20 protein-coding genes are annotated in these 23,614 nt (G+C 67.3%); 7 read left to right on the top strand and 13 right to left on the bottom strand.

Annotation, left to right across the window (positions count from 1 at the left end; genetic code table 11):
* Positions 1-4 precede the first annotated feature (4 nt).
* The 3 genes from ACVN9Z_RS15350 to metE all read right to left on the bottom strand — a co-directional run bounded on the left by ACVN9Z_RS15350 (position 5) and on the right by metE (position 7,188).
* On the bottom strand, positions 5-607 hold the full coding sequence (locus ACVN9Z_RS15350; RefSeq protein ID WP_006388408.1) for a DUF2889 domain-containing protein: 603 nt from the start codon (positions 605-607) through the stop codon (positions 5-7).
* Positions 608-749: 142 nt separating this feature from the next.
* Positions 750-4,724: a Pls/PosA family non-ribosomal peptide synthetase gene (locus ACVN9Z_RS15345; RefSeq protein ID WP_458212374.1), complete on the bottom strand. Its 3,975-nt coding sequence runs from the start codon at positions 4,722-4,724 to the stop codon at positions 750-752.
* Between the two features lie 166 nt (positions 4,725-4,890).
* Positions 4,891-7,188, bottom strand: a complete 2,298-nt coding sequence (gene metE / locus ACVN9Z_RS15340) for a 5-methyltetrahydropteroyltriglutamate--homocysteine S-methyltransferase (RefSeq protein ID WP_006388404.1) — start codon at positions 7,186-7,188, stop codon at positions 4,891-4,893.
* Positions 7,189-7,383: 195 nt separating this feature from the next.
* On the opposite strand from metE, the gene ACVN9Z_RS15335 reads away from it, so the two are divergent.
* Complete coding sequence (locus tag ACVN9Z_RS15335) at positions 7,384-8,301, top strand: LysR family transcriptional regulator (RefSeq protein ID WP_006388402.1); 918 nt, start codon at positions 7,384-7,386, stop codon at positions 8,299-8,301.
* A gap of 46 nt (positions 8,302-8,347) precedes the next feature.
* Here the strand turns inward: ACVN9Z_RS15335 and recX are convergent, their stop codons facing one another.
* Positions 8,348-9,088, bottom strand: coding sequence for a recombination regulator RecX (recX, locus tag ACVN9Z_RS15330; RefSeq protein ID WP_006388400.1), 741 nt, complete (start codon positions 9,086-9,088; stop codon positions 8,348-8,350).
* A gap of 101 nt (positions 9,089-9,189) precedes the next feature.
* Positions 9,190-10,254 (bottom strand): recombinase RecA, encoded by a 1,065-nt coding sequence (recA, locus tag ACVN9Z_RS15325; RefSeq protein ID WP_006388399.1) that lies wholly within the window; start codon positions 10,252-10,254, stop codon positions 9,190-9,192.
* Between the two features lie 379 nt (positions 10,255-10,633).
* On the opposite strand from recA, the gene ACVN9Z_RS15320 reads away from it, so the two are divergent.
* From ACVN9Z_RS15320 to ACVN9Z_RS15310, 3 genes are all read left to right on the top strand, one after another.
* On the top strand, positions 10,634-11,323 hold the full coding sequence (locus ACVN9Z_RS15320) for a response regulator transcription factor (protein WP_006388398.1): 690 nt from the start codon (positions 10,634-10,636) through the stop codon (positions 11,321-11,323).
* A gap of 115 nt (positions 11,324-11,438) precedes the next feature.
* Positions 11,439-12,815, top strand: a complete 1,377-nt coding sequence (locus ACVN9Z_RS15315; protein ID WP_085941802.1) for a sensor histidine kinase — start codon at positions 11,439-11,441, stop codon at positions 12,813-12,815.
* 325 nt (positions 12,816-13,140) lie between these two features.
* Positions 13,141-14,802, top strand: coding sequence for an MFS transporter (locus ACVN9Z_RS15310; RefSeq protein ID WP_035183535.1), 1,662 nt, complete (start codon positions 13,141-13,143; stop codon positions 14,800-14,802).
* A gap of 429 nt (positions 14,803-15,231) precedes the next feature.
* Here the strand turns inward: ACVN9Z_RS15310 and ACVN9Z_RS15305 are convergent, their stop codons facing one another.
* Entirely contained in the window at positions 15,232-15,441 is a 210-nt protein-coding gene (locus ACVN9Z_RS15305; RefSeq protein WP_006388393.1) for a hypothetical protein, read from the bottom strand.
* A 151-nt stretch (positions 15,442-15,592) separates the two neighbouring features.
* On the opposite strand from ACVN9Z_RS15305, the gene ACVN9Z_RS15300 reads away from it, so the two are divergent.
* Positions 15,593-16,492 (top strand): recombination-associated protein RdgC, encoded by a 900-nt coding sequence (locus ACVN9Z_RS15300; RefSeq protein ID WP_006388392.1) that lies wholly within the window; start codon positions 15,593-15,595, stop codon positions 16,490-16,492.
* 98 nt (positions 16,493-16,590) lie between these two features.
* Here ACVN9Z_RS15300 and ACVN9Z_RS15295 read toward each other — a convergent pair whose 3' ends face one another.
* From ACVN9Z_RS15295 to ACVN9Z_RS15275, 5 genes are all read right to left on the bottom strand, one after another.
* Positions 16,591-18,003 (bottom strand): diguanylate cyclase, encoded by a 1,413-nt coding sequence (locus tag ACVN9Z_RS15295; protein ID WP_458212373.1) that lies wholly within the window; start codon positions 18,001-18,003, stop codon positions 16,591-16,593.
* Positions 18,004-18,133: 130 nt separating this feature from the next.
* On the bottom strand, positions 18,134-19,426 hold the full coding sequence (locus ACVN9Z_RS15290; protein WP_006388390.1) for an aspartate carbamoyltransferase: 1,293 nt from the start codon (positions 19,424-19,426) through the stop codon (positions 18,134-18,136).
* A 100-nt stretch (positions 19,427-19,526) separates the two neighbouring features.
* Positions 19,527-19,940, bottom strand: a complete 414-nt coding sequence (locus tag ACVN9Z_RS15285) for a hypothetical protein (protein ID WP_054445464.1) — start codon at positions 19,938-19,940, stop codon at positions 19,527-19,529.
* 2 nt (positions 19,941-19,942) lie between these two features.
* A complete protein-coding gene (locus tag ACVN9Z_RS15280) occupies positions 19,943-20,368 on the bottom strand; it encodes a BPTD_2524 family lipoprotein (RefSeq protein ID WP_020924512.1) in 426 nt (141 codons plus the stop codon).
* A gap of 158 nt (positions 20,369-20,526) precedes the next feature.
* Positions 20,527-20,658: an entericidin A/B family lipoprotein gene (locus ACVN9Z_RS15275; RefSeq protein ID WP_006388387.1), complete on the bottom strand. Its 132-nt coding sequence runs from the start codon at positions 20,656-20,658 to the stop codon at positions 20,527-20,529.
* Positions 20,659-20,826: 168 nt separating this feature from the next.
* On the opposite strand from ACVN9Z_RS15275, the gene ACVN9Z_RS15270 reads away from it, so the two are divergent.
* On the top strand, positions 20,827-21,186 hold the full coding sequence (locus ACVN9Z_RS15270) for a hypothetical protein (RefSeq protein WP_049050782.1): 360 nt from the start codon (positions 20,827-20,829) through the stop codon (positions 21,184-21,186).
* A gap of 63 nt (positions 21,187-21,249) precedes the next feature.
* Complete coding sequence (locus tag ACVN9Z_RS15265) at positions 21,250-21,651, top strand: hypothetical protein (protein WP_049050783.1); 402 nt, start codon at positions 21,250-21,252, stop codon at positions 21,649-21,651.
* Between the two features lie 6 nt (positions 21,652-21,657).
* On the opposite strand, the gene ACVN9Z_RS15260 is transcribed toward ACVN9Z_RS15265, so the two are convergent.
* Together ACVN9Z_RS15260 and ACVN9Z_RS15255 are read right to left on the bottom strand one after the other, a co-directional pair.
* Positions 21,658-22,908, bottom strand: a complete 1,251-nt coding sequence (locus ACVN9Z_RS15260) for a TIGR03862 family flavoprotein (protein WP_458212372.1) — start codon at positions 22,906-22,908, stop codon at positions 21,658-21,660.
* Between the two features lie 257 nt (positions 22,909-23,165).
* A complete protein-coding gene (locus ACVN9Z_RS15255) occupies positions 23,166-23,510 on the bottom strand; it encodes a hypothetical protein (protein ID WP_006388383.1) in 345 nt (114 codons plus the stop codon).
* Positions 23,511-23,614: the final 104 nt, after the last annotated feature.

The raw sequence follows: 23,614 nt of genomic DNA, 5'->3' as shown, positions 1-23,614 counted from the left end.
CCTGTCAGGACGTATGAGAAAGAGAAGGTGAATCGGAGGTCGAATCGGCCGATGCCTCAGCGCTGCCCCCGGTGTACCACTTGGGATAGTGCTCAGCCACCACCGGGCCGTCGGTGCTCAGCGCATGACAGCCGTCCAGTTGGAATGGACGCCGGTTCGGGTTGCTTTCCTGCCGCCGGCGGTTGGCCATGGTCTGCACCGCCGCGGTGGGAAGCACCTGCGACAGTTCGGTCATGTGCGTACAGCCCTCGACATGGCCGAAGCGCTCCTTGACCTGGCGGCGGAACCCCTTGAGCAGGTTCATGCCGATCAGGTCAGCGTAGGCGGATTCGATGGCCATGCAATGCTCGCCGTAAGGCGCGGCATCATAGACGGCCTGCGCCGCCACGATGGTGAAATCGCCATCGATGGTGATGCGCAGGTGCATATGGTGGATGGGCTGCCCCGCCTTGAACATCTCGCCGTCGCGCTTGGGGAAATCGTACGCCTTGACGTCGATGAGTTCGGCCTCCAGGTCCCAGTTGCCGTCATCGCGCGCATACGACTGCACGCGTATGGAACGCGTGTGCAGCGGCTGGCGAGGACAATCCGGCGGTGGCAAGGGCATGCTTGGGGCCTGCGGGGCAGAGACGGCCGGCGCATGGTGCGCGGCAACAAAACCTTCAAAGTATAGCGCAGCCCGCCCTGCCCCGACCGTCAGAATACGCGTCGCGCTCGCCCCGGCGCCGGGCGTGCCGGCGCCTGTCGGCTCATTGGCGCGTCCACGGCGTGGCCGGGCTGCCCATCCAGGACTGCCCAGCCGGGATGCTCTCGCCCTTGAGCACCAGGGTCAGCGGTCCCAGCCGGGCGCCGTCCTCGACCCGGGTGTCGTACAGGATGGTGCTGCGCGGCCCGACGTTGACGCCATGGCCGATCCGTACCGGCCCGATTTTCATCACGCGGTCCTCGAACAGGTGGGTCTGCGGGCCCGACCAGGCGTGCATGACGGCATCGTCCCCAATTGATACGCAGTCGTACTCGGTGACGTCGGTGGTGTCCATGAACACGCGCTTGCCGATGCGCGCCCCCATGCAGCGCAGCGCCAGCGGCAGCCAGGGCGTGGCGCGCAGGAAATTGAAGAAATTGGGCACCGCGATCGATTCATACAGGCTGGTGACGGCCTCGCTCTTCCACACGAACGGCGTCCACATGGGCTCGGCGCGCGGCCGGTAGCGGCCGACCAGCAGCCACTTGAGCAGCACCAGGAACAGGAAGGTGCCGACGCCGTAGAGCACCCCGGCCAGCATCAGCTCGTCGAAGGCGGCCAGGAATCCCTCGCGCGCGGCGATCGGGATGACCTTCATGACCGTCAGGTAGCCCACCGCGATCACCACCGCCAGCGGCAGGATCATGCGCATCAGCTCGACCGCGCCGCGCGCGACCTTGCGGCCCAGGCTGGGGCGGAAGGTCAGGTGCTCGGGAAAACCGGCCGCCTGCTCGCGCGCCGGCAGCGCCAACGGCGGATTGCCGAGCCAGGTCTGGCCGCTGGCCATGCGGGCATTGGCCGGCGCCCGGCTCTGCACGCCGATCAGCACGTCATCGGGCAGCACCGAGCCGTCCGGCACATAGGCGCCGTTGCCCACGAAACTGCGATTGCCGATGACGGTGGGCCGCATGGTCATCCAGCCCCGGTCGATCTCCTCGTCGCCCAGCATCACGCCGTCGGCGATGAAGCTGTCGCGGCCCAGGGTCAACATGTCGGGCACGATGCCCATCGCGGTCGAGATTTCGGTGCCGCGCCCGACCCTGGCGCCCAGCAGCCGGTACCAGGTGCCGGCGTAGATCGACGCATACAAGCCGTGCAGCACGCTCAGGCTGGATTCCTGGATCTGGTTGGTCAGCCAGCGCCGCAGGTAGATCTGTCCATACACCGGCCAGCGGCCGCTGGCCAGGCGCGGCAGCAGCGTCCAGCGCAACAGCGCGGACACCAGCACGGTCAGCAGCAGCAGCAAGGCGCTGGCCGGCAGCGCCAGCAACAGGTAGACCAGGAACGCGTAGGGCCAGGACACGCGCGAGCCCATCAGGTCCAGCCAGCGCGCGTCGATCCAGTCGATCAGCACGAAACTCGGGAACACGGGCATGAAGAACAGGGCCGCGATCAGCGTGCCGCCGGCCGCATAGGCCAGCACGTCCAGCCGCGCCCAGCGTCCTTCGCGCGCCGGCCGCGCGGGTAGCTCGGGGGCGCGCGCCTGCGGATCGTGCCGCGCCGGCGCGCCGGTCCAGATCTGGCCGGCCGGGATACGGGCGCCGGCGGGCAGCGAAGACAGGCCCTCGAGCCGGCCGTCGTCCTCGATCACGACGTCGCCCTGCACCACCGCGTAGGAGCCGACGTAGGCATTCGCGCCCAGCGCGATGGGCGCCACCTCCCAATGCGCGCCGCGCACTTCAAAGTTCTCCAGGTTGACGGCGGCGCCGATGCTGGCGCCGTCAGCCACCGTCAGCAGATCCGGGGCGCGCACCGAAATGCGGCTGATGGCGGTGTCGCGGCCAATGCGCGCGCCCAGCGCCCGCAGGTACCAGGCCTGCAGCGGCGAGCCCGCCAGCAGGTGAGCCGGCGGGATGTCGAGGATGCGGTCGACCAGCCACCAGCGATAGAAGGTCCAGCCATAGAGCGGATAGCGGCCGGCCTTGAGTCGCCCCAGGATGCCCCACTTGCAGACCACCGCCACGCCAAAGCTGAGCAGGTTGCAGGCCAGGTAGCTGGCGATCGACAGCGCCACCGCGCGCCATACCGAATCGCCCTCGTCGCCGGTGAAGTAGTGGTAAGTGAAGAACGGCGTCAGCCAGATCAGCATGCGCACGCCGATCAACAGCGGCAGCACCGCCAGCTGCGCCAGGCCGCAGGCCCAGCGGCGCCACTGCGGCGCGCGCTCGACCTCCGCTGCCTCGGCCGCCGGGGCCTGGACCTCGTCCGAAGCGAGCGCCAGCGCATCGAGCCGGGCCGCCAGCGCCCCCAGCACCGAATGCTGGTAGAGCTCGTGCATGGTCAGGGCCGAGAACTGCGGATGCTTGCGCAACGACGACACCAGCCGCGCCGCCAGCAGCGAATGGCCGCCCAGGTCGCGGAAGAAATCGCTCGCCAGCCGCAGCGGCTGGCCCGGAAAGAGTGGCCGCAGCGCCTCGAACAGGGCCTGCTCGCCCGCCGAGACCGGCACGTCATCCTCGCCGCTGGGCTCGGACGCCGTGGCCAGTTCGCGCGCCTTCAAGGCCTTGCGGTCGATCTTGCCCGAGGTCAGGCGCGGCACCTCGGCCACCAGCTCGAAACGGGCCGGAATCATATAGGCCGGCAGCTCGGCGGCCAGCGCCGCCCGCAGCGCGTGCGGGTCGAGACGGACATCGCCCTCCGGCGTCAGGAACGCCACCAGCTGGTCGATGCCCGCCAGGTCGCGCAGCACCACGGCGGCGGCGCCAACGCCAGCCTGGCGGTACAGCGCGGCCTCGATCTCGCCCAGTTCGACGCGAAAGCCGCGCACCTTGACCTGGTCGTCGCTGCGGCCCAGGCACTGGATCTGGCCGTTCTCGTCGATGCGCGCCAGGTCGCCGCTGCGGTACATGCGGGTGTCATGTTCGCCGCTGGGACGCGGGTTGGCCAGGAACTTCTCGGCTGTCAGTTCGGGGCGCCCCAGATAGCCGCCGGCCACGCCCGGGCCGGTGATACAGAGCTCGCCGGTCTGGCCCTGCGGCAGCACCGCGCCGTCCTCGCCGCGGATCAGCATGCCGTAGTTGGGCAGCGGCGTGCCGATGGTCACCGGCTGGCCGGGCAGCAGTTCGGCCAGGCTGGCCGACACGGTGGTCTCGGTGGGACCATAGGTATTGAACAGGCGCCGGCCGGGCGTGGCCCAGCGCTGCACCAGGAACTCCGGGCACATCTCGCCGCCCAGGTTGACGATGCGCAGGCCCGGCACGTCGCGCGCGAACAGCGCCAGCAGCGTCGGCACCGCGTGCAGCACGGTCACGCCCTCGCGCGCCAGCGCATCGGGCAGCGCCTCCGGATCGGTGGTCAGCATCTTGGGCGCCACCCACAGCGTGGCGCCGACCAGGTAGCTGATCCAGATTTCCTCGAACGACATATCGAAGGCAACCGAGAAGCCCTGATAGACCTTGTCGCCGTGGCGCACGCCGAGCACCTCGTTTTCGCTGCGCAGGAAATGGCAGATGCTGGCCTGGCTGATCGGCACGCCCTTGGGCTTGCCGGTGGACCCCGACGTGTAGATGACGTAGGCGGGATGTTCGGGCAGCAGGCCATCCCGGCGCCGCAATGGCGCGTCGACCGCCGCCGCCAATTCCCAGGGCGTCCAGGTGGCCATGCCGTCCAGGCGGACCTCGCCACCGGCAACCAGCCCGTGGGCGCCGGCGTCCTGCAGGCAAACCAGCATGCGCTCGGGCGGCGTGTCGGATTCGAACGGCAGCCAGGCCGCGCCCGCCTTGGCGATGGCCGCCTGCATGATGAGCAGTTCGTCGCCGCGCGGCAGGCACAGGCCGACGATGTCGCCCGGCCGCACGCCGGCCTCGATCAGGTGGTGCGCGGCCAGGTCGGCGCGGCGCCCGAGTTCGTCATAAGTGAGGGATTGATCCAGCCAATGGATGGCAATGGCGGCGGGATGCCGCAGGATCGTGGCTTCCAGGATATCGGGCAGCGTTTCCGCTTGCAGCAGATCCGGCCGACGGGGGCCTTGGAGAATCATAGGTACGGCGACAATCCGGCAAATGGGATGTTTGCCTATTGACCCACGCGGTGCGAATTCGTTCAAGCAGGGACGAAAAAAACCCCTGTGGCGTGCATCAGGCGCGCAACACAGGGGCTCCGGGTTGCCGGCCCCGGCAAACTCACGGCGGGCCGGCCGCCGCCGGTCAGGCGGCTTCGCGCAGTGCGCGGGCGGCTTGCACCATGCCGATCAGCGCCGCTTCGGTTTCCGGCCAGGCGCGGGTCTTCAGGCCGCAATCCGGATTGACCCACAACCGCTCCTTGGGCAGGCGGGCGGCGGCTTTCTGCATCAGGCCGACCATCCAGTCCACTTCCGGAACGTTGGGCGAATGGATGTCGTAGACGCCCGGGCCGATGTCGTTCGGATAGCGGAAATCCTCGAACGCCTTGAGCAGTTCCATGTTGGAGCGCGACGTCTCGATCGTGATCACGTCCGCGTCCATGGCGGCGATAGACTCGATGATGTCGTTGAACTCCGAATAGCACATGTGCGTGTGGATCTGGGTCTCGTCGCGCACGCCGGCGGTCGACAGGCGGAAGCAATCCACGGCCCAGTCCAGGTACGCCTGCCAATCGGCGCGACGCAGCGGCAGGCCCTCGCGGATGGCCGGCTCGTCGATCTGGATGACGCTGATGCCGGCCGCTTCCAGGTCCACCACCTCGTCGCGCAAGGCCAGCGCCAGTTGGCGGCAGGTCTGTTCGCGCGGCTGGTCGTCGCGCACGAACGACCACTGCAGGATGGTGACCGGACCCGTCAGCATGCCCTTGACGGGCTTGTCGGTCAGCGACTGGGCGTACGAGGACCAGCCCACCGTCATCGGCGCGGGGCGCGCCACGTCACCGAAGATGATCGGCGGCTTGACGCAACGCGAACCGTAGCTCTGCACCCAGCCGTTCCTGGTGAAGGCAAAGCCGGCCAGCAGCTCGCCGAAGTACTCCACCATGTCGTTGCGCTCGGGTTCGCCATGCACCAGCACGTCCAGGCCGACCTTCTCCTGGAATCGGATCACCTCCTCGATTTCCTTGCGGATGGCGCTCTCGTAAGCCGAATCCGTCAGCGCGCCCGCCTTCCAGTCGCGGCGCAGCGCGCGGATCTCGGCGGTCTGCGGGAACGAACCGATGGTGGTGGTCGGGAACGCCGGCAGGCCGAGCTCTTCCTGCTGCCGGGCGATACGGCCGGCGAAAGGCGCGCGGTCCCGCGATACCGCGGCCGAGGCGGCCATGCGTTGCGCCACGGCGGGGTTGTGGATGCGGGCGGACGAGCGACGCGCGGCCAGGGCGGCGCGCTGACGGGCCAGGCCGTCCTGCACGCTGGCCTCGGTGGCGCTGTCCAGCGCGCGGCCCAGCAGGCTCAACTCGTCCAGCTTCTGCGCGGCGAACGACAGCCAGCTCTTGAGCTCGGCGTCCAGTTCGGTTTCGTTGGCCAGGTCCACCGGCACGTGCAATAGCGAGCACGACGGCGCCAGCCACAGCCGCTCGCCCAGTTGCTGCTTGACGGGCGCCAGCGTCGCAATGGCGGCGTCCAGATCGGTGCGCCAGATGTTGCGGCCGTTGATGACGCCGGCGGACAGCACCTTGTCGGCGCCCAGGCCGGCCAGCACGTCGCCCAGTTGCTCCGGAGCGCGCACCAGGTCCACGTGCAGGCCGGCTACCGGCAGCGCCAGCGCCGTGCCCAGGTTGTCCTTGAGGCCATCGAAGTAGGTGGCGACCAGCAGCTTGACCGGGCTGGCCGAGAACGTGGCGTAGACCTGCCTGAAGGCATCGCGCCAGGCTTGCGGCAGGTCCAGCACCAGGATGGGTTCGTCGATCTGCACCCACTCCACGCCCAGCTTGGCGAAGCGGGCCAGCACTTCCTGGTACACCGGCAGCAGGTTGGCCAGCAATTGCAGCTTGGCCGCGTCGGCCGCGCCGCCGGCAAAGGCGTCGCCCTTGCCCAGGAACAGCCAGGTCAGCGGACCCGGGATCACCGGCTTGACGGCATGGCCCAGCGCCTGCGCTTCACGGATCTGCTCGAACAGCGATTCACGCGCGATGCGGAAGGCCTGGCCCGGCACCAGTTCCGGCACGATGTAGTGGTAGTTGGTGTCGAACCATTTGGTCATTTCGCACGCGGCGGCGGGCTTGCCCGACGGGGCGCGGCCGCGGCCCATGCGGAACAGCGTGTCCAGCGAGACCGGCTCATTGTCCTTCTGGCCGAACCGCGCCGGCACGGCGCCCAACAGCGTGGTCCATTCCAGGATCTGGTCGTACCAGGCGAAATCGCCCACCGGCACGAATTTGACCCCGGCGGCGGCCTGCGCCTGCCAGTGCCGGGCGCGCAGCTCGCGGCCGGTCTGCTCCAGCGTTTCGCCGGTCTGCTTGCCCGCCCAATAGGCTTCGACCGCGCGCTTCAGTTCGCGCTGGGCACCAATGCGGGGGAACCCCAAATTATGAATCGTAGTCATGGCAGTCGCGTCTTAGACAAATTTTGTTCAAGTGCCGATTATTCTGGACCCAAAGCAAAATGAATCAAAATCAATGTCTACATTCATAAGATGAAAAAATCTCATAGAATATAAGTTCATTCCCGCCCCTGGTCGGGAGTTCCCGCCGTGTTGCCCCCCCGGCGACGGCGCCATCCTCACCGCTACCGCCGCCCCATGCTGGAAATCCGCCACCTCGAAACGTTGACCGCCATCCGCGAAGGCGGCAGCCTGCAGGAAGCCGCCGAGCGCCTGCACCTGACCCAGTCGGCCTTGTCGCATCAGTTGCGCGACCTCGAAACCCGGCTGGGCACGCCGCTGCTGAACCGCCGCACCCGGCCGGCCCGCCTGACCACGGCGGGCCTGCGCGTGCTGGCGCTGGCCGACGAAGTGCTGCCGCGCATGCGCGCCACCGAACGGGAATTGCAGCGGCTGGCCGCGGGCCGCACCGGCCGCCTGCACCTGGCCATCGATTGCCATTCCTGCTTCCAGTGGTTGATGCCGGCGCTCGACGCCTTCCGCGCGCAATGGCCCGACGTGGCGCTGGACCTGTCGGCGGCCTTCTCGTTCGCCCCCCTGCCCGCGCTGGTGCGCGGCGACCTCGACCTGGTGATCACGTCCGACCCGCAGCCGCTGGACGCGGTCGAGTACCTGCCCCTGTTCAAGTACGAGCTGGTGCTGGCCGTGTCCGAATCGAATCCGCTGGCCGGCAGCAAGTTCGTCATGCCCGATCAACTGGCCGACCAGACGCTGATCACCTATCCGGTGGACAAGCAGCGCCTGGACATCTTCACGGCCTTCCTGGACCCCGCCGACGTCGAACCGGCCGCCATCCGCAAGGCGGAACTGACGCCCATCATCGCGCAGCTGGTGGCCAGCAACCGCGGCGTGGCCGCCCTGCCCAACTGGGCGCTGACCGAATACATGAACCAGGGTTGGCTGCGCCAGTGCCGGCTGGGGCCCCAAGGCGTGTGGCGCACCTTGTACGCGACGGTGCGCAGCGAGGACACCGACGCCTCGTACATCGACGAATTCCTGACATTGACGCGCGACGTCTGCTTCAAGACGCTGAGCGGCATCAAGTCGGCGAAATAGGAAAAGGCAACGACGGGCCGGCAATGGCCCTCGCCGCGCGGCCCGCTCAGTCGTCGTCGCCCGCGCCCAGGATGCGACGGATGACGTCATGCGCGAAGCCGCGGCTGGCCAGGAAGCGGGCCTGCTTGGCATAGGCGGCGCGATCCTCGGGCTTGGCGCCGAAGCGTTTCTGCCAGACCTCGAGCGCGCGCTCGTATTCGGTGGCGCGCAATTGCTCGCGCAGCTCGGATACCTGGGCATCATCCACGCCGTGCTGGCGCAATTCCTGCACGATGCGGGCCGCCCCCTGGCGCGAGGCGCGGCGGTGCACCAGGCTTTGCGCAAAACGCTCGGTCGACAGCCAGCCTTCCTTTTCCAGCGCGTCCAGCACGCGCTCGACCTCATCGGGGTCTTCGGCATGGGGCGCGAGTTTTCGCGCCAGCTCATCGCGGGCATGCTCGCGCCGCGACAGATAACCCACCGCCCGCATTTTCAGCGACGGCCCCTTGGGGCGCGGGCGCGACTTGTCTTCGGATGGCTGCGCCCCCTCGCCCGCGCCATCGCCATCATCACCGCCCTTGCCACGCCGGCCGCGCCCGCCGGCCGCGCGCCGTTCGGAACTGCGCTGCCACTGCGACGCCGGCGCGCCGGCGCCCTCTGGTTCCTGGCCGGACGCCCCGGTGGATTCGGCGGCCCGCCGCAGGTCCGACGTGCGGCGCAGTCCTTCGGGCTTGGCCACGGTCTCGAATTCATCGTCCAGCCTGGCGCGCAGGCGATCAGCGGACGTGACGGGCGGTTTCCAGCTCATGCGCTTCCTCTATGTGCCAGCGGCAGGCCTCCCGGGACGGGAGCCTGCCGCTGGCGGCCGGGCTGGCGGGCCCGGCGCTATCCGGTGAAGGGGCGACGCGATTACTCTTCGCTGTCGTCTTCGGCGGTGGGCACGAATTCCGCGGCGCGGCTGACGATGCCCTGGTTCTCGCGGACCCGGTTTTCGATCTCGATCGCCAGTTCCTTGTGTTCCTTCAGGTATTCACGGACGTTGTCCTTGCCCTGGCCGATGCGGTTGCCGTTGTAGCTGTACCACGCGCCCGACTTGTCCACCACGTTGGCGGCCACGCCCAGGTCAATGATTTCGCCTTCGCGCGAGATGCCGGCGCCGTACATGATGTCGAACTCGGCCTGCTTGAACGGGGGCGCGACCTTGTTCTTGACCACCTTGACGCGGGTTTCGTTGCCGACGACCTCGTCGCCCTTCTTGATCGAGCCGATGCGGCGGATGTCCAGGCGCACCGAGGCGTAGAACTTGAGCGCGTTGCCGCCCGTGGTGGTTTCGGGGTTGCCGAACATCACGCCGATCTTCATGCGGATCTGGTTGATGAAGATGACCATGCAGTTGGTCTTCTTGATGGTGGCGGTCAGCTTGCGCAGCGCCTGGCTCATCAGGCGGGCCTGCAGGCCGGGCAGCGAATCGCCCATTTCGCCTTCGATTTCGGCCTTGGGCACCAGGGCGGCGACCGAGTCGACCACGATCAGGTCGACCGAACCCGAGCGCACCAGCGCGTCGGTGATTTCCAGGGCCTGCTCGCCCGTGTCCGGCTGCGAGATCAGCAGGTCGGACAGGTTGACGCCCAGCTTCGAGGCGTACTGCACGTCCAGCGCGTGTTCGGCGTCGACGAAGGCGCAGGTGCCGCCCAGCTTCTGCATTTCAGCCACGACCTGCAGGGTCAGCGTGGTCTTGCCCGAGGATTCCGGACCGTAGATTTCTACCACGCGGCCGCGCGGCAGACCGCCGACGCCCAGCGCGATGTCCAGCCCCAGCGAGCCGGTCGACACCACCTGGATGTCATGCGAGACCTCGTTGTCGCCGTAGCGCATGATCGAGCCCTTGCCGAACTGCTTTTCGATCTGCGAGAGCGCGGCGGCCAGCGCCTTGGCTTTTTCCGCGGCGGCGGCCTTGGTGGTTTTGTCGTCCATGTAGTGTCCTGTCAGGTCTGGTCTGTAACGTATCGGGGCGCGGCACGGGGTGTCGGTCAGCGCGCGGGTTGTCGCAAGGGGTGATCGGGCCGTTGCTGACAGCTGTTGCCAGAAAATTGGCAGTGAAAGCTGTGGCGCTGAAGCGGTGATCGGTAAAGCGATAGCGCAGATTATGGCATCGGATTGTACTGTACAAAAAACCAGTGTGCCACAGTTTTCCACGTATTCCCTGAGTGGGCAAGCCCGGTGCCATATGACAGAATCGGGGAAAAAACTGGCGCTATGTCCCCATTGCGCTCCCGGCACGCCGCCCCGGCATCCCACCGAGGGCGGCACGCGTGCGCCGCTCACCCGGCGCCCTTCTTCTTTTCGACTGCCCATGCGCATCCTGATCGCGGAAGACGACAGCATCCTGGCCGACGGCCTGTCACGCTCGTTGCGCCACAACGGTTACGCGGTCGACGCCGTCCGCGACGGCCTGGCGGCCGATTCGGCGCTGGCGGCCCAGGCCTTCGACCTGCTGATCCTCGACCTGGGCCTGCCGCAACTGGCCGGCCTGGAGGTCCTGCGCCGGCTGCGCGCCCGCAATTCCGCCCTGCCTGTCCTGATCCTGACCGCCGCCGACAGCATCGAGCAGCGCGTCAAGGGGCTGGACCTGGGCGCCGACGACTACATGGCCAAGCCCTTCGCCCTGTCGGAACTGGAAGCGCGCGTGCGCGCCCTGACCCGCCGCGGCGCGGGCGGCGGCGCCACGTTGCTCAAGCATGGCCGGTTGGTGTTCGATCAGACCGGACGCGTGGCCACGGTCGACGACCAGACGCTGGACCTGTCCGCGCGCGAGGTCAGCCTGCTGGAAATCCTGCTGACCCGCAGCGGCCGCATGGTCAGCAAGACCCAGCTGGTGGACCATCTGTGCGAATGGGGCGAGGAAGTCAGCACCAATGCCATCGAAGTCTACGTGCACCGCCTGCGCAAGAAGCTCGAGCCCAGCGGCGTGAAGATCGTGACGGTGCGCGGCCTGGGCTATTGCCTCGAACGGGACCAGGGTGCGGCCTACCTCGCAAGCTGAACCGCCACAGCCGGAGGCGCTCAACCAGGAAGCGCTGGATGTGATGCAGGCCGGGGCCCGCGGCCCCAGTTTCGCGCCACCGCAGCGCTCGCTGCTGGGCGAGATCCTCGACTGGATGCTGGCGCCACTGTTCCTCTTGTGGCCCATGAGCGTCGCCATCACCTATGTGGTGGCGCAGAACATCGCCAACGTGCCCTACGACCGCGCGCTGGCCAACAACCTGCACGTGCTGACGCGCCAGGTCCATGCCCAGGATGGCCGCGCGGTGCTGCGCATGACCGACCCGGCGCGCGAGGTGCTGCGCGCCGATGAAACCGACAGCGTGTTCTGGCTGGCCCTGGGAAGCCGCGGCGAATACCTGGGCGGCGACCGCGCCCTGCCGCTGCCGGCCTCGGTTGGCCAGCCGCGCCCCGGCGAAGTCCAGTACGAGGACGACACCCTGCGCGGCTTCGGCGTGCGCCTGGCCTTCACCTGGGTCGACCTGAACCTGCCCAATACCCAGCCGGCGCTCTTGATCGTGGCCGAGACGGTGGAAAAGCGCACCCAGCTGGCCAACGACATCATCAAGGGCGTGATCATTCCGCAGTTCGTGGTGCTGCCGATCGCGGTGTTGCTGGTGTGGTTCGGCCTGTCGCGCGGCGTCGCGCCGCTGAACGCGCTGCAGCAGCGGCTGCGGGCGCGCCGGCCGGACGACCTGTCGCCCATCGACGAACGCGCCGCGCCCTCCGAGATCGCGCCGCTGGTGGCGGCCATGAACGACCTGCTCGACCGCCTGTCCGCCAACGTGCAGGCGCAGCGCCGCTTCGTCGCCGACGCCGCGCACCAGCTGAAGACGCCGCTGGCCGGCCTGCGCACCCAGGCCGAGCTGGCCCTGCGCGACGCCAGTCCCGAGGAAATGCAGGCCAGCCTGCGCCAACTGGTGACCGGTTCCGAACGCGCCACCCGCCTGGTGAACCAATTGCTGCTGCTGGCGCGGGCCGAAAACCCCAGCGCCATCGGGCTGGCCGCCACCGACCTGAACGCCATCGCCTATGAGCAGGCCATGCACTGGGTGCCGCAGGCGCTGTCGCTCGGCACCGACCTGGGCTTCGAGGGTTCGGAGACCCCGGTCGAGATCAACGGCAACCCGCTGCTGCTGGCCGAGCTGCTCAACAACCTGGTCGACAACGCGCTGCGCTACACGCCGCGCGGCGGCCACATCACGGTGCGCGTGCAAGCCCTCGATGGGCAGGCCGTGCTGGAAGTCGAGGACTCCGGCCCCGGCATCGCGCTCGAAGAGCGCGAACGCGTGTTCGACCGCTTCTACCGCGTGCTGGGCACCCTGTCCGACGGCAGCGGACTGGGCCTGGCCATCGTCCGGGAAATCGCCCAGAAGCACCAGGCGACCGTCCTCATCAGCGACCATCCGACCCCGCACTCCGACCTGCCCGGCACTCGCATCCGGGTGGTGTTTCCGCTCTACGCCGAACCGGTCGAGGACCTCGGCGACTAGGGCTGCCGTGGCGCGCGGGCGCCATGCAAGGCTCCCCCCTTGCGCACAGGCGCACGCCCCATCTTGCCGACCCATTCTTCGCATGGCAGGTTCGCGCCCGGCGAGGCAAGGTTCCCCACTCCGTCCCTAGGACTATCCCTAGCTCCCCAGGGGAAAATTACTTTTTGTTTCAATTTTAAGATTCAGGTAAGGGTCTCGTCAGAACCCCGTCAGCCTGGCGTTCCAACCTTGCGGTAGCTCGATGTCGGCCCCGCCGGCGGAGGGTCAAGCACGGCGGAAAACCGCCGGCCAGAAAAATCGAGGAGACATCATGAGCACAACTACCATGGCAGGTCGCGGTCCATCCGCGAATCCGCGCCCGATGACCAAGGATGAACGCCGCGTCATCTTTGCCTCGTCGCTGGGCACGGTGTTCGAGTGGTACGACTTTTATCTTTACGGTTCGCTGGCCGCCATCATCGCCCAGCACTTCTTCTCCGGCGTGAACCCCACGGCCGGCTTCATCTTCGCGCTGCTGGCCTTCGCCGCCGGTTTCGCGGTGCGCCCTTTCGGCGCGCTGGTGTTCGGCCGCCTGGGCGACCTGGTCGGACGTAAATACACCTTCCTGGTCACCATCGTGATCATGGGCCTGTCCACCTTCCTGGTGGGCGTGCTGCCCAGCTACGCCAGTATCGGCCTGGCCGCGCCCGCCATCCTGATCGTCCTGCGCCTGCTGCAAGGCCTGGCGCTGGGCGGCGAGTACGGCGGCGCCGCGACCTACGTCGCCGAGCACGCGCCGCACGGCCGCCGCGGCTTCTACACGTCGTGGATCCAGACCACCGCCACGCTCGGCCTGTTCCTGTCGCTGCTGGTGATCCTGGGCATCCGCACCTTCATGGGCGAGGACGACTTCAAGGCCTGGGGCTGGCGCATTCCGTTCCTGATCTCGGTCGTGCTGCTGGGCATCTCGGTGTGGATCCGCCTGCAATTGAACGAGTCGCCGACCTTCCAGCGCATGAAGGATGAAGGCAAGGGCTCGAAGGCTCCCATCGCCGAATCGTTCGGCCAGTGGAAGAACCTGAAGGTCGTGCTGCTGGCGCTGCTGGGCCTGACCGCCGGCCAGGCCGTGGTCTGGTACACCGGCCAGTTCTACGCGCTGTTCTTCCTGACGCAGACGCTGAAGGTCGACGCCAACACCGCCAACATCATGATCGCGATCGCGCTGCTGATCGGCACGCCGTTCTTCGTGATCTTCGGCGCGCTGTCTGACAAGATCGGCCGCAAGCCCATCATCATGGCGGGCTGCCTGATCGCCGCCGCAACCTACTTCCCGATCTTCCAGGGCCTGACGCACTTCGCCAACCCCGCGCTCGAAAAGGCGCAGGCCAGCGCGCCGGTCACGGTCATCGCCGACCCGTCCACCTGCTCGTTCCAGTTCAACCCGGTGGGCACTGCTTCGTTCACCAGCTCCTGCGACGTGGTCAAGTCGTTCATGGCGCGCAACTCGGTGAACTACAAGAACGAGGCGGCCCCGGCCGGCTCGGTGGCCAAGGTCAAGATCGGGAGCGACGAATTCGCCTCGTTCGACGGCAAGGGCATGGCCCCGGCCGACTTCAAGGCCAAGGCCGCCGAGCTGGACAAGGCCCTGACGACCGCGATCCGCAGCCACGGCTACCCGGCCAAGGCCGATCCGGCGCAGAGCAACAACGTCATGGTCGTCGTGCTGCTGACCATCCTGGTGATTTACGTGACCATGGTGTACGGCCCGATCGCGGCCATGCTGGTGGAAATGTTCCCGACCCGCATCCGCTACACCTCGATGAGCCTGCCGTACCACATCGGCAACGGCTGGTTCGGCGGCTTCCTGCCCCCGGTCGCCTTCGCCGTGGTGGCCGCCACCGGCAACATCTACGATGGCCTGTGGTACCCGATCATCATCGCGGTCATGACCCTGGTCATCGGCACGCTCTTCGTGCGCGAGTCCAAGGACAACGACATCAACGCTTAACGTCCATCCCCCGCCGGGCGGGACTGCTGCGCCTGCCCGGCCTTTCAAAAGCTCCCCTGGGAGCTTTTTTTTTGCGCCGCAATCCTCGCCGGCCGTCCAGCCTGGCAACGACCGGGCCTGGATGGACCGCGGACACGCGATGCGCAATCCTGATTCAGGACGCTGTCAGACCCCCGCCGTTAGACTGGCGCCTCAGATTACGGCCTTGCGCCTCATCGCCCGGCGATTGATCCCCCTGCCAGGCGGTTGCAGGGCTAGTGTTCTGACACCGATACCGCGTTCCCCGCGAGCCTTTTATGACGCGGTATTGTGTGCTCCCGTACCGGCCCGGCCTTTATTGAGCCGGGCCGCTTTTTTTTTGCGGTGGCTGACGCCGGCGCAAAAAAAGGCGGCCGCGATGGCCGCCTCCGGTTTTCCGGGGGATGCGCCTCAACGGCGCATGCCGACCCCGATGACCAGCACGCCGGCCACGATCGCGGCAATACCGGCCCACATTGGAATTGGCACGGACTTCTCGGTCTCGGCCGTGGCCTTGACCGAGCCGACCTGCAGCACGGTTTCCTCGGACTTGTAGCTGAAGCCCTTGTAGGCCAGGGCGGCAATGCCCAGCACGATCAGGATGGCGCCGACGATCTTCATGCTTCTTCTCCTATTGCACGGGGATGTCGCGGACATTACCGCAAGGCCGTCCCCCTGTCAGTGACAGAACGTGTCGCCTGGCCCCATCGTATTGCGCCGCTACGGCAAAGCGGCCCGCGTCGTATAGAATCAACCCTTTTGGCCGACGCTCATGTGGTTCAAGAATCTCAAGATTTACCGTCTCTCCTCGCCGTGGACGCTGACCGGCGAGCAGCTTGAAGAAACGCTTGCGCGGCATGCCTACCAGGCCGGCAACAACCTCGAAATGCAAAGCCTGGGCTGGGTCCCGCCGCGCGAAAACGGCGGGCTGGCCCACGTCGTGGGCGGGCAGATCCTGCTGAATCTGCGCGCCGAGAAAAAGCTGCTGCCCAGCACCGTCGTCAACCAGGTCGCCAAGGCGCGCGCCCAGGAAATCGAAGAGCAGCAAGGCTACAAGCCGGGCCGCAAGCAGATGAAGGAAATCAAGGAGCGCGTCACCGACGAACTGCTGCCGCGCGCCTTCAGCGTGTACCGCGACACCCGCGTGTGGATCGACCCGCAGAACCACTGGCTGGTGATCGACGCCGCCGCCTCGGCCAAGGCCGATGAAGTCATCGGCCTTTTGGCCAAGTGCGTGGACCCGTTCCCGCTCGAAAACCTGTACGTGGCGCAGTCGCCCGCCTCCGCGATGACCGGCTGGCTGGCGGAAGACGAAGCGCCGAGCAACTTCAGCATCGACCAGGACACCGAGCTGCGTTCGTCCGGTGAAAGCGGCGCGGCCATCCGCTACGTCAAGCACTCGATCGACGCCGACGACGTGCGCCGCCACATCCAGTCGGGCAAGCAGTGCACGCGCCTGGCCATGACCTGGGCCGACCGCATTTCGTTCGTGCTGACCGAAGGCCTGGACGTCAAGCGCGTCGCGCCGCTGGACGTGCTCAAGGAAGGCAACGACACCGTCGCCACCAACGACGACGAGAAGTTCGACTCCGACATGATGCTCATGACCGGTGAACTGGCCAAGATGCTGGCCGAGCTGGTCGAGGCGCTGGGCGGCGAAAAGAAGATCTGAACGCAGCCCGCCTCGCCGACACAGGCCGCCTTCGCAAGAGGCGGCCTTTTTCATCGCCGAGCCGCCTCAAGATGAAAACGCCCCCCTCGGGGGGGCAGCTAGCCGGCGACGCTGCGGTCGCGCCCCGCCTGCTTGGCCTGGTACAAGGCCTTGTCGGCCCGATCGATCAGGTAGGCGTAGTCCGGATGGCCGTCGAAGGTCGCCACGCCGATGCTGGCGGTGATCCGCAGGCTGCCCGCTTCCGGAATGGCAAAGGCGTGGCGGCGGATTTCCGCGCCCAGTTTCTCGGCCGCGGCCAGCGCCGCCTCGCGCGCCGTGTCCACCAGCACCACCAGGAATTCCTCGCCGCCATAGCGGAACACGAAATCGCTGGAACGACAGGACTGGTGCACGACTTCGGCGAATTGCCGCAGCACCTGGTCGCCGCCAGCGTGGCCATGACTGTCATTGATGGCCTTGAAGTGATCAATGTCCAGCAGCAATACCGAGAAGGTCGAATGCTCGCGCGTGGCGATCAGGATCTCGCGGCCGATCACCGACGGCAGGAAGCGGCGGTTGAGCACATTGGTGAGGGGATCGCTGCCGCTTTCGATCTCGGCCACCATGTCGAACAGGCCGTTGAGCAGATGCTTGATGCGCGCCACCAGTTCCTGCAGTTCGCGCACCTGGTCCGGCAGCGACTCGGGGCCGCCCTGCAGCAGGCGTGGCAGCACCACGTCGTCGAGCCGCGCCACTGCCTCGATGATCTGTCCCAGCGCGGGCGCGCTCTCGAACAGCACCCCGCCCTTGTGTTGCAGCCACACGCCGAACTCGGAAGCGGCCAGCCGCGGCAGCACCTGCTCGGGGGCGCGATAGTGCAGGCCGATCAGCACCGCCTGGCTCCATTCGAGCAACGCGGCCCGCTGGCGCTCGCGCTCGGTCGATATGTTCTGCCCCAACGCGAACAAGCGATAGGCCTCGTCGTTGCGGGCGCCGCGGTTGATGTCGCGCATGAACGCGCGGCTCATCTGCTCGATCGCCAGGTCGAACAGGTTGCAGACGTACTGGGTCGCGATCGACGCAGCCATGCCATCCAGATCGCTGGCGCGCAGTCGCTGGGCGATCTCATTTTTCAGAATGCGGGCGCCGGCCATCACCAGGTGGATCGGGATATGCACGCGCGCATGGACTTCGCCCACTTTTTTCTGGGTCGCCATCAACGCCGCGATGTCGCCCTGCTCGCGCACGCACAGCAGGCCCTTGAGCCAGCCCTTCATGCCTTTGTGCAGGCGCGTGGAAACGATCTCGTGGGACAGGCGCGGCCCCGCCTCGGCATCGGCCAGCAGCGTGGAATAAAAGGCGTCGACCAGTTCGTTGGCGCTGTCGGACACCACCGCGGCAACCTGGCCGCGGGTATAGGCATCGACCGAGGAATAGACCGCCTGCCAGGCCTGGGCATTGGAAGCGCTGAGGTAGCACGCCTGCCCGGCGGGATCAGGGGAAGACGGGACTGCGCGACTGCTCGAAGACATAAGACCATCCGACCGAAGATTCCACGGCGTGCCCTGGAGCGGCACGCGACGGGAAAAACCAGCGCGGATTATGCTTGAAATCGCCGGCGGCGGCCGTCATGACCACACCGCCGCGCGGCCCGCGGACGCCTTATTCCAGGCCGTGGAACACCGAGTCGTCCGGACCGATGTGCGACGGGTGCTGCCAGGTCACATCGCGCAGCGAGTGCTGCACCAGCCCTTCCACGCCCAGCAGCACCGCGAAGATGGCCATGCGGATGGGAATACCGTTGTCGGTCTGGCGGAAGATCGCCAGGCGCGGATCGTGGTTCAGGTCCACGCTCAGGTCGTTGGCGCCCGGCCGGCTGTCGCGCGGCAGCGGGTGCATGACAATGGTGTCCGGACCGCAATAGGCGTCGATGATGGCGCGGTTGATCTGGAAGTCGGGCGTATAGCCTTCGTTCTCTTCGTTGGCGAAGCGCTCCTTCTGCACGCGCGTGGCGTAGATCACGTCCGCGCCGGCAAGGCCTTCGGCCAACGAACTCTTCTGCTCGATGATGTTGCCGTTGCGGCTGGCCTGCTCGACGATGTAGGACGGCATTTCCAGTCCCTTGGGCGACACCAGCGAAAACTTGACGTTCTTGTAGAGCGCCATCAGCTTGATCAGCGAATGCACCGTGCGCCCGTATTTCAGGTCGCCCACCATGGCGATGTGCGCGCCGTCGAGCAGCTTGCCCAGGCGCGAGAACTCGGTCAGGATCGTGTACAGGTCCAGCAGGGCCTGGCTGGGATGCTCGCCCGGGCCGTCGCCGCCGTTGACCACCGGGATGTTGGTGGCGCGCGCGAATTCCGCGACCGAACCCTGGTCGGGGTGGCGGATCACCATCGCATCGACGTAGCCGCTCATGACGCGGCTGGTGTCGTAGATGGATTCGCCCTTCGCCATCGACGAAAACGTGAAGCCCGTGGTGTCGCACACCGAGCCGCCCAGGCGGCAGAAGGCCGAGCCGAAGCTGACGCGGGTGCGCGTGCTGGCCTCGAAGAACAGGTTGCCCAGCACTGCGCCTTCCAGCACGCGCGAGACCTTCTGGCGGCGCGCGATGGGTTGCATCATGTCGGCCACTCGGAACAGGTCTTCCACCGATTCCCGGGTGAACTGGTCCACCGACAGCAGTTGATGCTTGCCTTCCACCGCGATGCGTTCACGCAGCGGCCCTTCTTGTACGCTTTGCGTATATTTTTCGAGCAGCACGCCGTTCTGCACGATTTCGCTGACGAAGCGCTGCACCACTTCAGGCATGGCGCGGAATTCCTGCGATCCTTCCGGCAGCAGCCACGTATCCAGGGCCCGGCGCTTGACGCCGATCCGGGTGGCGAACACATCGCGCGTGAGGTTCAGGCGGCGCATCGCGTCGCGCAGGAAGGCTTGCTGGGAAATGGTCATGGCAGGTCCCGGAGAATGGGGTTATATACGCACTGCGCATATTATTCCCAACGCATGCGCAAGTCCAACATTTTTGCGCACACGGGTTTACCCTGAAAATTCAAAGCGTGGCGTAAGTCGTCATTTGCGACGCGGCATCGGTGGCGCCCTGCCCGGCGGCCAGCCAGCAGGCGGCGCAAAATGCCAGGGCGCTGGCCACGTAGCAGAGCATGGCCAGCATCTGCGCCGGCAGGTGGCCGCGGCCCAGGCGACCGGTGTAGCCCTGGCGCAACAGACTGACCTGCGCCAGGTAGGCGAACAATACGCCCAGGCAGGCCACCAGCAGGCCCGCCAGCAGGAAGAACAGCGGCAATTGCAGATCGGGCGCGGCGATGTCGCCGCCCACCATGCCGAGCACGAATGCCACCAGGCCCAGCGCGGCGCCGCCGTTCAACCAGCCCAGCAGGCGAAAAGCGCCCGTCAGCAGCGCGAACGGCAAACCTGCGGCGCGGATCTGCTGGGCGCGCGGGTCCATGCCTAGTCGCCCTTGCGGCAGACGGGGGTGGCGCTCTGGATCGACGCGCGGGCGGCGGCGATCTCGGCCGCGTCCCAGCGGCCCTCGCCCAGCACCGTCACGGTGACCTTGGCCTTGGCCGGCCCGTCGGACTCGGCGGACACCAGCTCCAGGATCTTGGCGGTTTCACCCACCTTGTAGACCTGCACCTCGTCGGGGGCGCCCTTCTCGCCGATGACGTGCTTCCACGCATAGGCGACGTTGTAGGGATGCTGCACGTTGACGTGGCAGGTGCGCACGTATTCGCCCGCGCGGCGGAAGGCAGCCTGGTAATTGGTATCCACGCTGAAGGTTTCCTTCAGCGTGGTTTCGGACTCGTAGACGCCCGTGCTGGCGCAACCACCCAACAAGGCCATCAACGTGACGCCCACCCACACAGACTTGCGCATGATTCTTCCTGCCATCGGATTCGGATTCCGCGATTATGCCAGCGCACGCAAAAAGGCCACGCCCGAAATGCCGCAACATTCCTGCGTGGCCCTGGCCGCGCCGCGAAGCGCGAAACCCATGCCGGCCGAGACTTGCTTGCCCGGCTCGCCTGCCCGGATTACTTGGTCGCGGCGCCCTCGATTTTCTCGCCACCGCGCTGGATGTCCTTGCCGGCCCCTGCCACGGTGTTGCACCCCGCCGACATGGCGGCAATCGAAAGCAGCATCACGAGAATGACTTTGTTCTTCATGGGCATCTCCTATCGAGGCGTGAAAACCGAAGCCAGCATACCGCAAAGACCGCCGTTTTGCGCGCTGTGTCGCTGGCGTCTCTCGCCGGCCTGGCCAACCGCGCGGTCACATGGCCCGGCCTTGCGCGGCCTGTCGCGTATTTGCCGGCAATCGATTAGGATTCTCCAATGACCACGAAACACCTATCGGAAAACACGGGCGGCGGGCCCCAGGCATGGGGCTGGGAACAGCCGCAATGCCGCGGCCAGGCCGCATTGGCGCTCTTCATCGACGATCTGCACCGCATCCTGCAGGCGCACGCCGCCGGCCAACTGGCGGCCAGCAGCACCCTGGCGGATGCCCAGGAACAAGTCGACCAATTGCTGGTCCGATACAACGACATCGCCGCGGCGCCCGAAATTTTCCTGGGGCAGTCGGTGCAGCTCAAGGAAGGCGTCGACCGCAGCGGCGTCTCACATACGATACCCATTTTTTCGTCGCGCCTGAAACAGTCGCTGGTCGCGATGCTTGGCCAAGCACCCGGCTGACCCCGCCCCGGCGCGCCTGTCGGCGACCGGCCAGAACAGCTCCAACAAGAGGGAGACCGCAGCATGAATACCGACAACGTCGTAGAGTTCCTCCGCCTGCTGTCGCTGGATGTCTCGTTGGGCGCGGCCGCGCAACATGCCGCGAGCCAGGCGGACGCGCCCCTGGCGTTGGCCCGCCTGGCCACCGCCCACGGCCTGCCCTGCAGCGCCTCCGACTGGTCAGTATTCGCCCGCAGCTGTCTGGATGCCCCCGACAGCACGGAAACCGATGATTTTTCCGGGGACGCCAGGATCTGGCAATTGGTGCAGGATCCCGGCCAGGGCACCAGCATGCCGGCCAGCGCCATCACCCGGGTCATCGGCATCGTCACGCAACCCGAGGGGCCGGCGGTGGTCGGCCACGTGGTCAACGACCTGGCGCCGCGCCCAGCGCAAAGCGCCGCCCCCTATCCCAACGGCTCCTGAAGCCGCTCAGCGGCTCGCCAGGAACCGCGCCACGCCCTCGGCGGCAATCACGCCGCTGGCCATGCACGCGGTCAGCAGATAGCCGCCTGTGGGGGCTTCCCAATCCAGCATCTCGCCCGCGCAGAACACGCCCGGCGCCTGGCGCAACATCAGGCCGGGCGCCAACGCGTCGAAGCACACGCCCCCCGCCGTGCTGATGGCCTCGTCGATCGGACGGGTCCGCTGCAATACCAATGGCAAGGCCTTGATCAATCGGCCCAGGCGCGCCGGGTCGCGATAATCGTCGGCGCCCGCGCATTCGCGCAGCAACCCCGCCTTGACTCCCGTCAGCCCCAGCCTGCTCTGCAAGTGGCTCGACATCGAACGCGCGCCACGCGGATGCGTGATCGCGGCCAGTACCTTTTCGTCGCTCCAGTCCGGCGCCAGATCGAGCAGCGCCACGGCCTGCCCGGCCGCTTCGATCCGGTCGCGCAAAAGCGCCGACAACGCATACACCAGGCTGCCCTCGATGCCGCTCTCGGTCACCACGAATTCGCCCTGGCGGGCCGGCCCGGGTCCGGCGTCGCCGACACAGCGCAGCGTGACCGACTTGACCGGCTGGCCGGCATGGCGCTGGCGAAAATGCGAGGACCACGCCACCTCGAAGCCGCAATTGGCCGCCCGCAAGGGCGCCATGGCAATGCCGTGCGCCGCCAGTCCCGGCAGCCACGCGCCATCGGAGCCCAGTTTGGCCCAGCTTCCGCCGCCCAGCGCCAGCACCACGGCGTCCGCCGCCTGGGTGCGAACGCCGTCGGGTGTATCAAAGCGCAGGCTGGCCGCGTCGGGCCGCTCGGCCGGCGCCCAGCCCAGCCAACGGTGACGCATGTGGAAGCGCACGCCGCTCGCTCGCAAGCGCGCCAGCCAGGCCCGCAACAAGGGCGCGGCCTTCATTTCCGCGGGGAAGACCCGCCCCGACGACCCCACGAAGGTCTCGATGCCGAGCTGTCGCGCCCAGGCGCGCAGGCCATCGCCATCCAGCGCGCGCAGCCAGGGTTCGATCTGCGCGGCGCGCGCGCCGTAGCGCGCCAGGAACGGCGCCGCGGCTTCACTGTGGGTGAGGTTCAACCCGCCACGGCCGGCCATCAGGAATTTGCGGCCCACCGATGGCATCGCGTCGTATACATCGACCTGGATGCCGCGCGCGGCCAGGCCTTCGGCGGCCATCAGGCCAGCCGGCCCGCCGCCGATGACGGCCACGCGCCAGGAGGACGCGCTCATGGCGCTGGCGCCTTCGCGCCGCCACGGAACGGATGCGGGTTGCAATGCATGAGGAGGAATCCGGAATTACCGAGGCGGCACACGCCGCCGGGGCTGCGATTGTCGCACGCGTCACGGCGCCTGCCGCCGGAATGAAAAAAGCCCCGTATGGGGCATTTTTTCATCGCCGCGGCCAAGCCCTTGATATTGCTGCCATATCGAGACATGCACAGCGTCTATCCCAAGGCTTGTCCACAATCGCTGTGGGTAACTCCAGCCTAGGCGTTGCCGGCCGCCTGCATCGGGCCCGACCAGGGTTCGGCATCGAGTTGGAAACGCAGCTCCTGGTATTCGCCGTCGACGGCCACGGCGCGCAACAGCCCCGCCCCCAAGGCCTGGCCTAGAGCCCGGCGGCAGAGGGTTTCGGGATCGTCGGGCAAGGACTGGAACACCCCATCGGGAATGCGCAATCGCAGAAGCGCCTGCGGATCGCCGCGTTCGGCGGGCCGGCCGATATGGATGTGGGCCGGATAGCCGTGCGGGCACCAGATGCCCACGTGGTACTTGCCTTCGGCGCCGGTATCGGCGACATAGCCGGGATGATCGTATTTTGCCGTGCCCATGGACCCTCCTCGTATGCGGCGGACTCGCGCGCTTGAGCCATGGTAGCGCAGCGCCCGCCGGCTGTGCGGTCCGTGGACCCAGGGAAACTCCGGACTGGAACGAT

The organism is Achromobacter sp. KK8 (assembly GCF_054188005.1).
Note: the sequence above shows the minus strand (reverse complement) of the source record. Positions and strands in the feature narration are given on the sequence as shown.

Bases quoted from the DNA above. Each gene is read 5' to 3' on its own strand.
- ACVN9Z_RS15350 (WP_006388408.1), bottom strand. From the start codon at position 607: ATGCCCTTGCCACCGCCGGATTGTCCTCGCCAGCCGCTGCACACGCGT.
- ACVN9Z_RS15345 (WP_458212374.1), bottom strand. From the start codon at position 4,724: ATGATTCTCCAAGGCCCCCGTCGGCCGGATCTGCTGCAAGCGGAAACG.
- metE (WP_006388404.1), bottom strand. From the start codon at position 7,188: ATGACTACGATTCATAATTTGGGGTTCCCCCGCATTGGTGCCCAGCGC.
- ACVN9Z_RS15335 (WP_006388402.1), top strand. From the start codon at position 7,384: ATGCTGGAAATCCGCCACCTCGAAACGTTGACCGCCATCCGCGAAGGC.
- recX (WP_006388400.1), bottom strand. From the start codon at position 9,088: ATGAGCTGGAAACCGCCCGTCACGTCCGCTGATCGCCTGCGCGCCAGG.
- recA (WP_006388399.1), bottom strand. From the start codon at position 10,254: ATGGACGACAAAACCACCAAGGCCGCCGCCGCGGAAAAAGCCAAGGCG.
- ACVN9Z_RS15320 (WP_006388398.1), top strand. From the start codon at position 10,634: ATGCGCATCCTGATCGCGGAAGACGACAGCATCCTGGCCGACGGCCTG.
- ACVN9Z_RS15315 (WP_085941802.1), top strand. From the start codon at position 11,439: ATGCTGGCGCCACTGTTCCTCTTGTGGCCCATGAGCGTCGCCATCACC.
- ACVN9Z_RS15310 (WP_035183535.1), top strand. From the start codon at position 13,141: ATGGCAGGTCGCGGTCCATCCGCGAATCCGCGCCCGATGACCAAGGAT.
- ACVN9Z_RS15305 (WP_006388393.1), bottom strand. From the start codon at position 15,441: ATGAAGATCGTCGGCGCCATCCTGATCGTGCTGGGCATTGCCGCCCTG.
- ACVN9Z_RS15300 (WP_006388392.1), top strand. From the start codon at position 15,593: ATGTGGTTCAAGAATCTCAAGATTTACCGTCTCTCCTCGCCGTGGACG.
- ACVN9Z_RS15295 (WP_458212373.1), bottom strand. From the start codon at position 18,003: ATGTCTTCGAGCAGTCGCGCAGTCCCGTCTTCCCCTGATCCCGCCGGG.
- ACVN9Z_RS15290 (WP_006388390.1), bottom strand. From the start codon at position 19,426: ATGACCATTTCCCAGCAAGCCTTCCTGCGCGACGCGATGCGCCGCCTG.
- ACVN9Z_RS15285 (WP_054445464.1), bottom strand. From the start codon at position 19,940: ATGGACCCGCGCGCCCAGCAGATCCGCGCCGCAGGTTTGCCGTTCGCG.
- ACVN9Z_RS15280 (WP_020924512.1), bottom strand. From the start codon at position 20,368: ATGCGCAAGTCTGTGTGGGTGGGCGTCACGTTGATGGCCTTGTTGGGT.
- ACVN9Z_RS15275 (WP_006388387.1), bottom strand. From the start codon at position 20,658: ATGAAGAACAAAGTCATTCTCGTGATGCTGCTTTCGATTGCCGCCATG.
- ACVN9Z_RS15270 (WP_049050782.1), top strand. From the start codon at position 20,827: ATGACCACGAAACACCTATCGGAAAACACGGGCGGCGGGCCCCAGGCA.
- ACVN9Z_RS15265 (WP_049050783.1), top strand. From the start codon at position 21,250: ATGAATACCGACAACGTCGTAGAGTTCCTCCGCCTGCTGTCGCTGGAT.
- ACVN9Z_RS15260 (WP_458212372.1), bottom strand. From the start codon at position 22,908: ATGAGCGCGTCCTCCTGGCGCGTGGCCGTCATCGGCGGCGGGCCGGCT.
- ACVN9Z_RS15255 (WP_006388383.1), bottom strand. From the start codon at position 23,510: ATGGGCACGGCAAAATACGATCATCCCGGCTATGTCGCCGATACCGGC.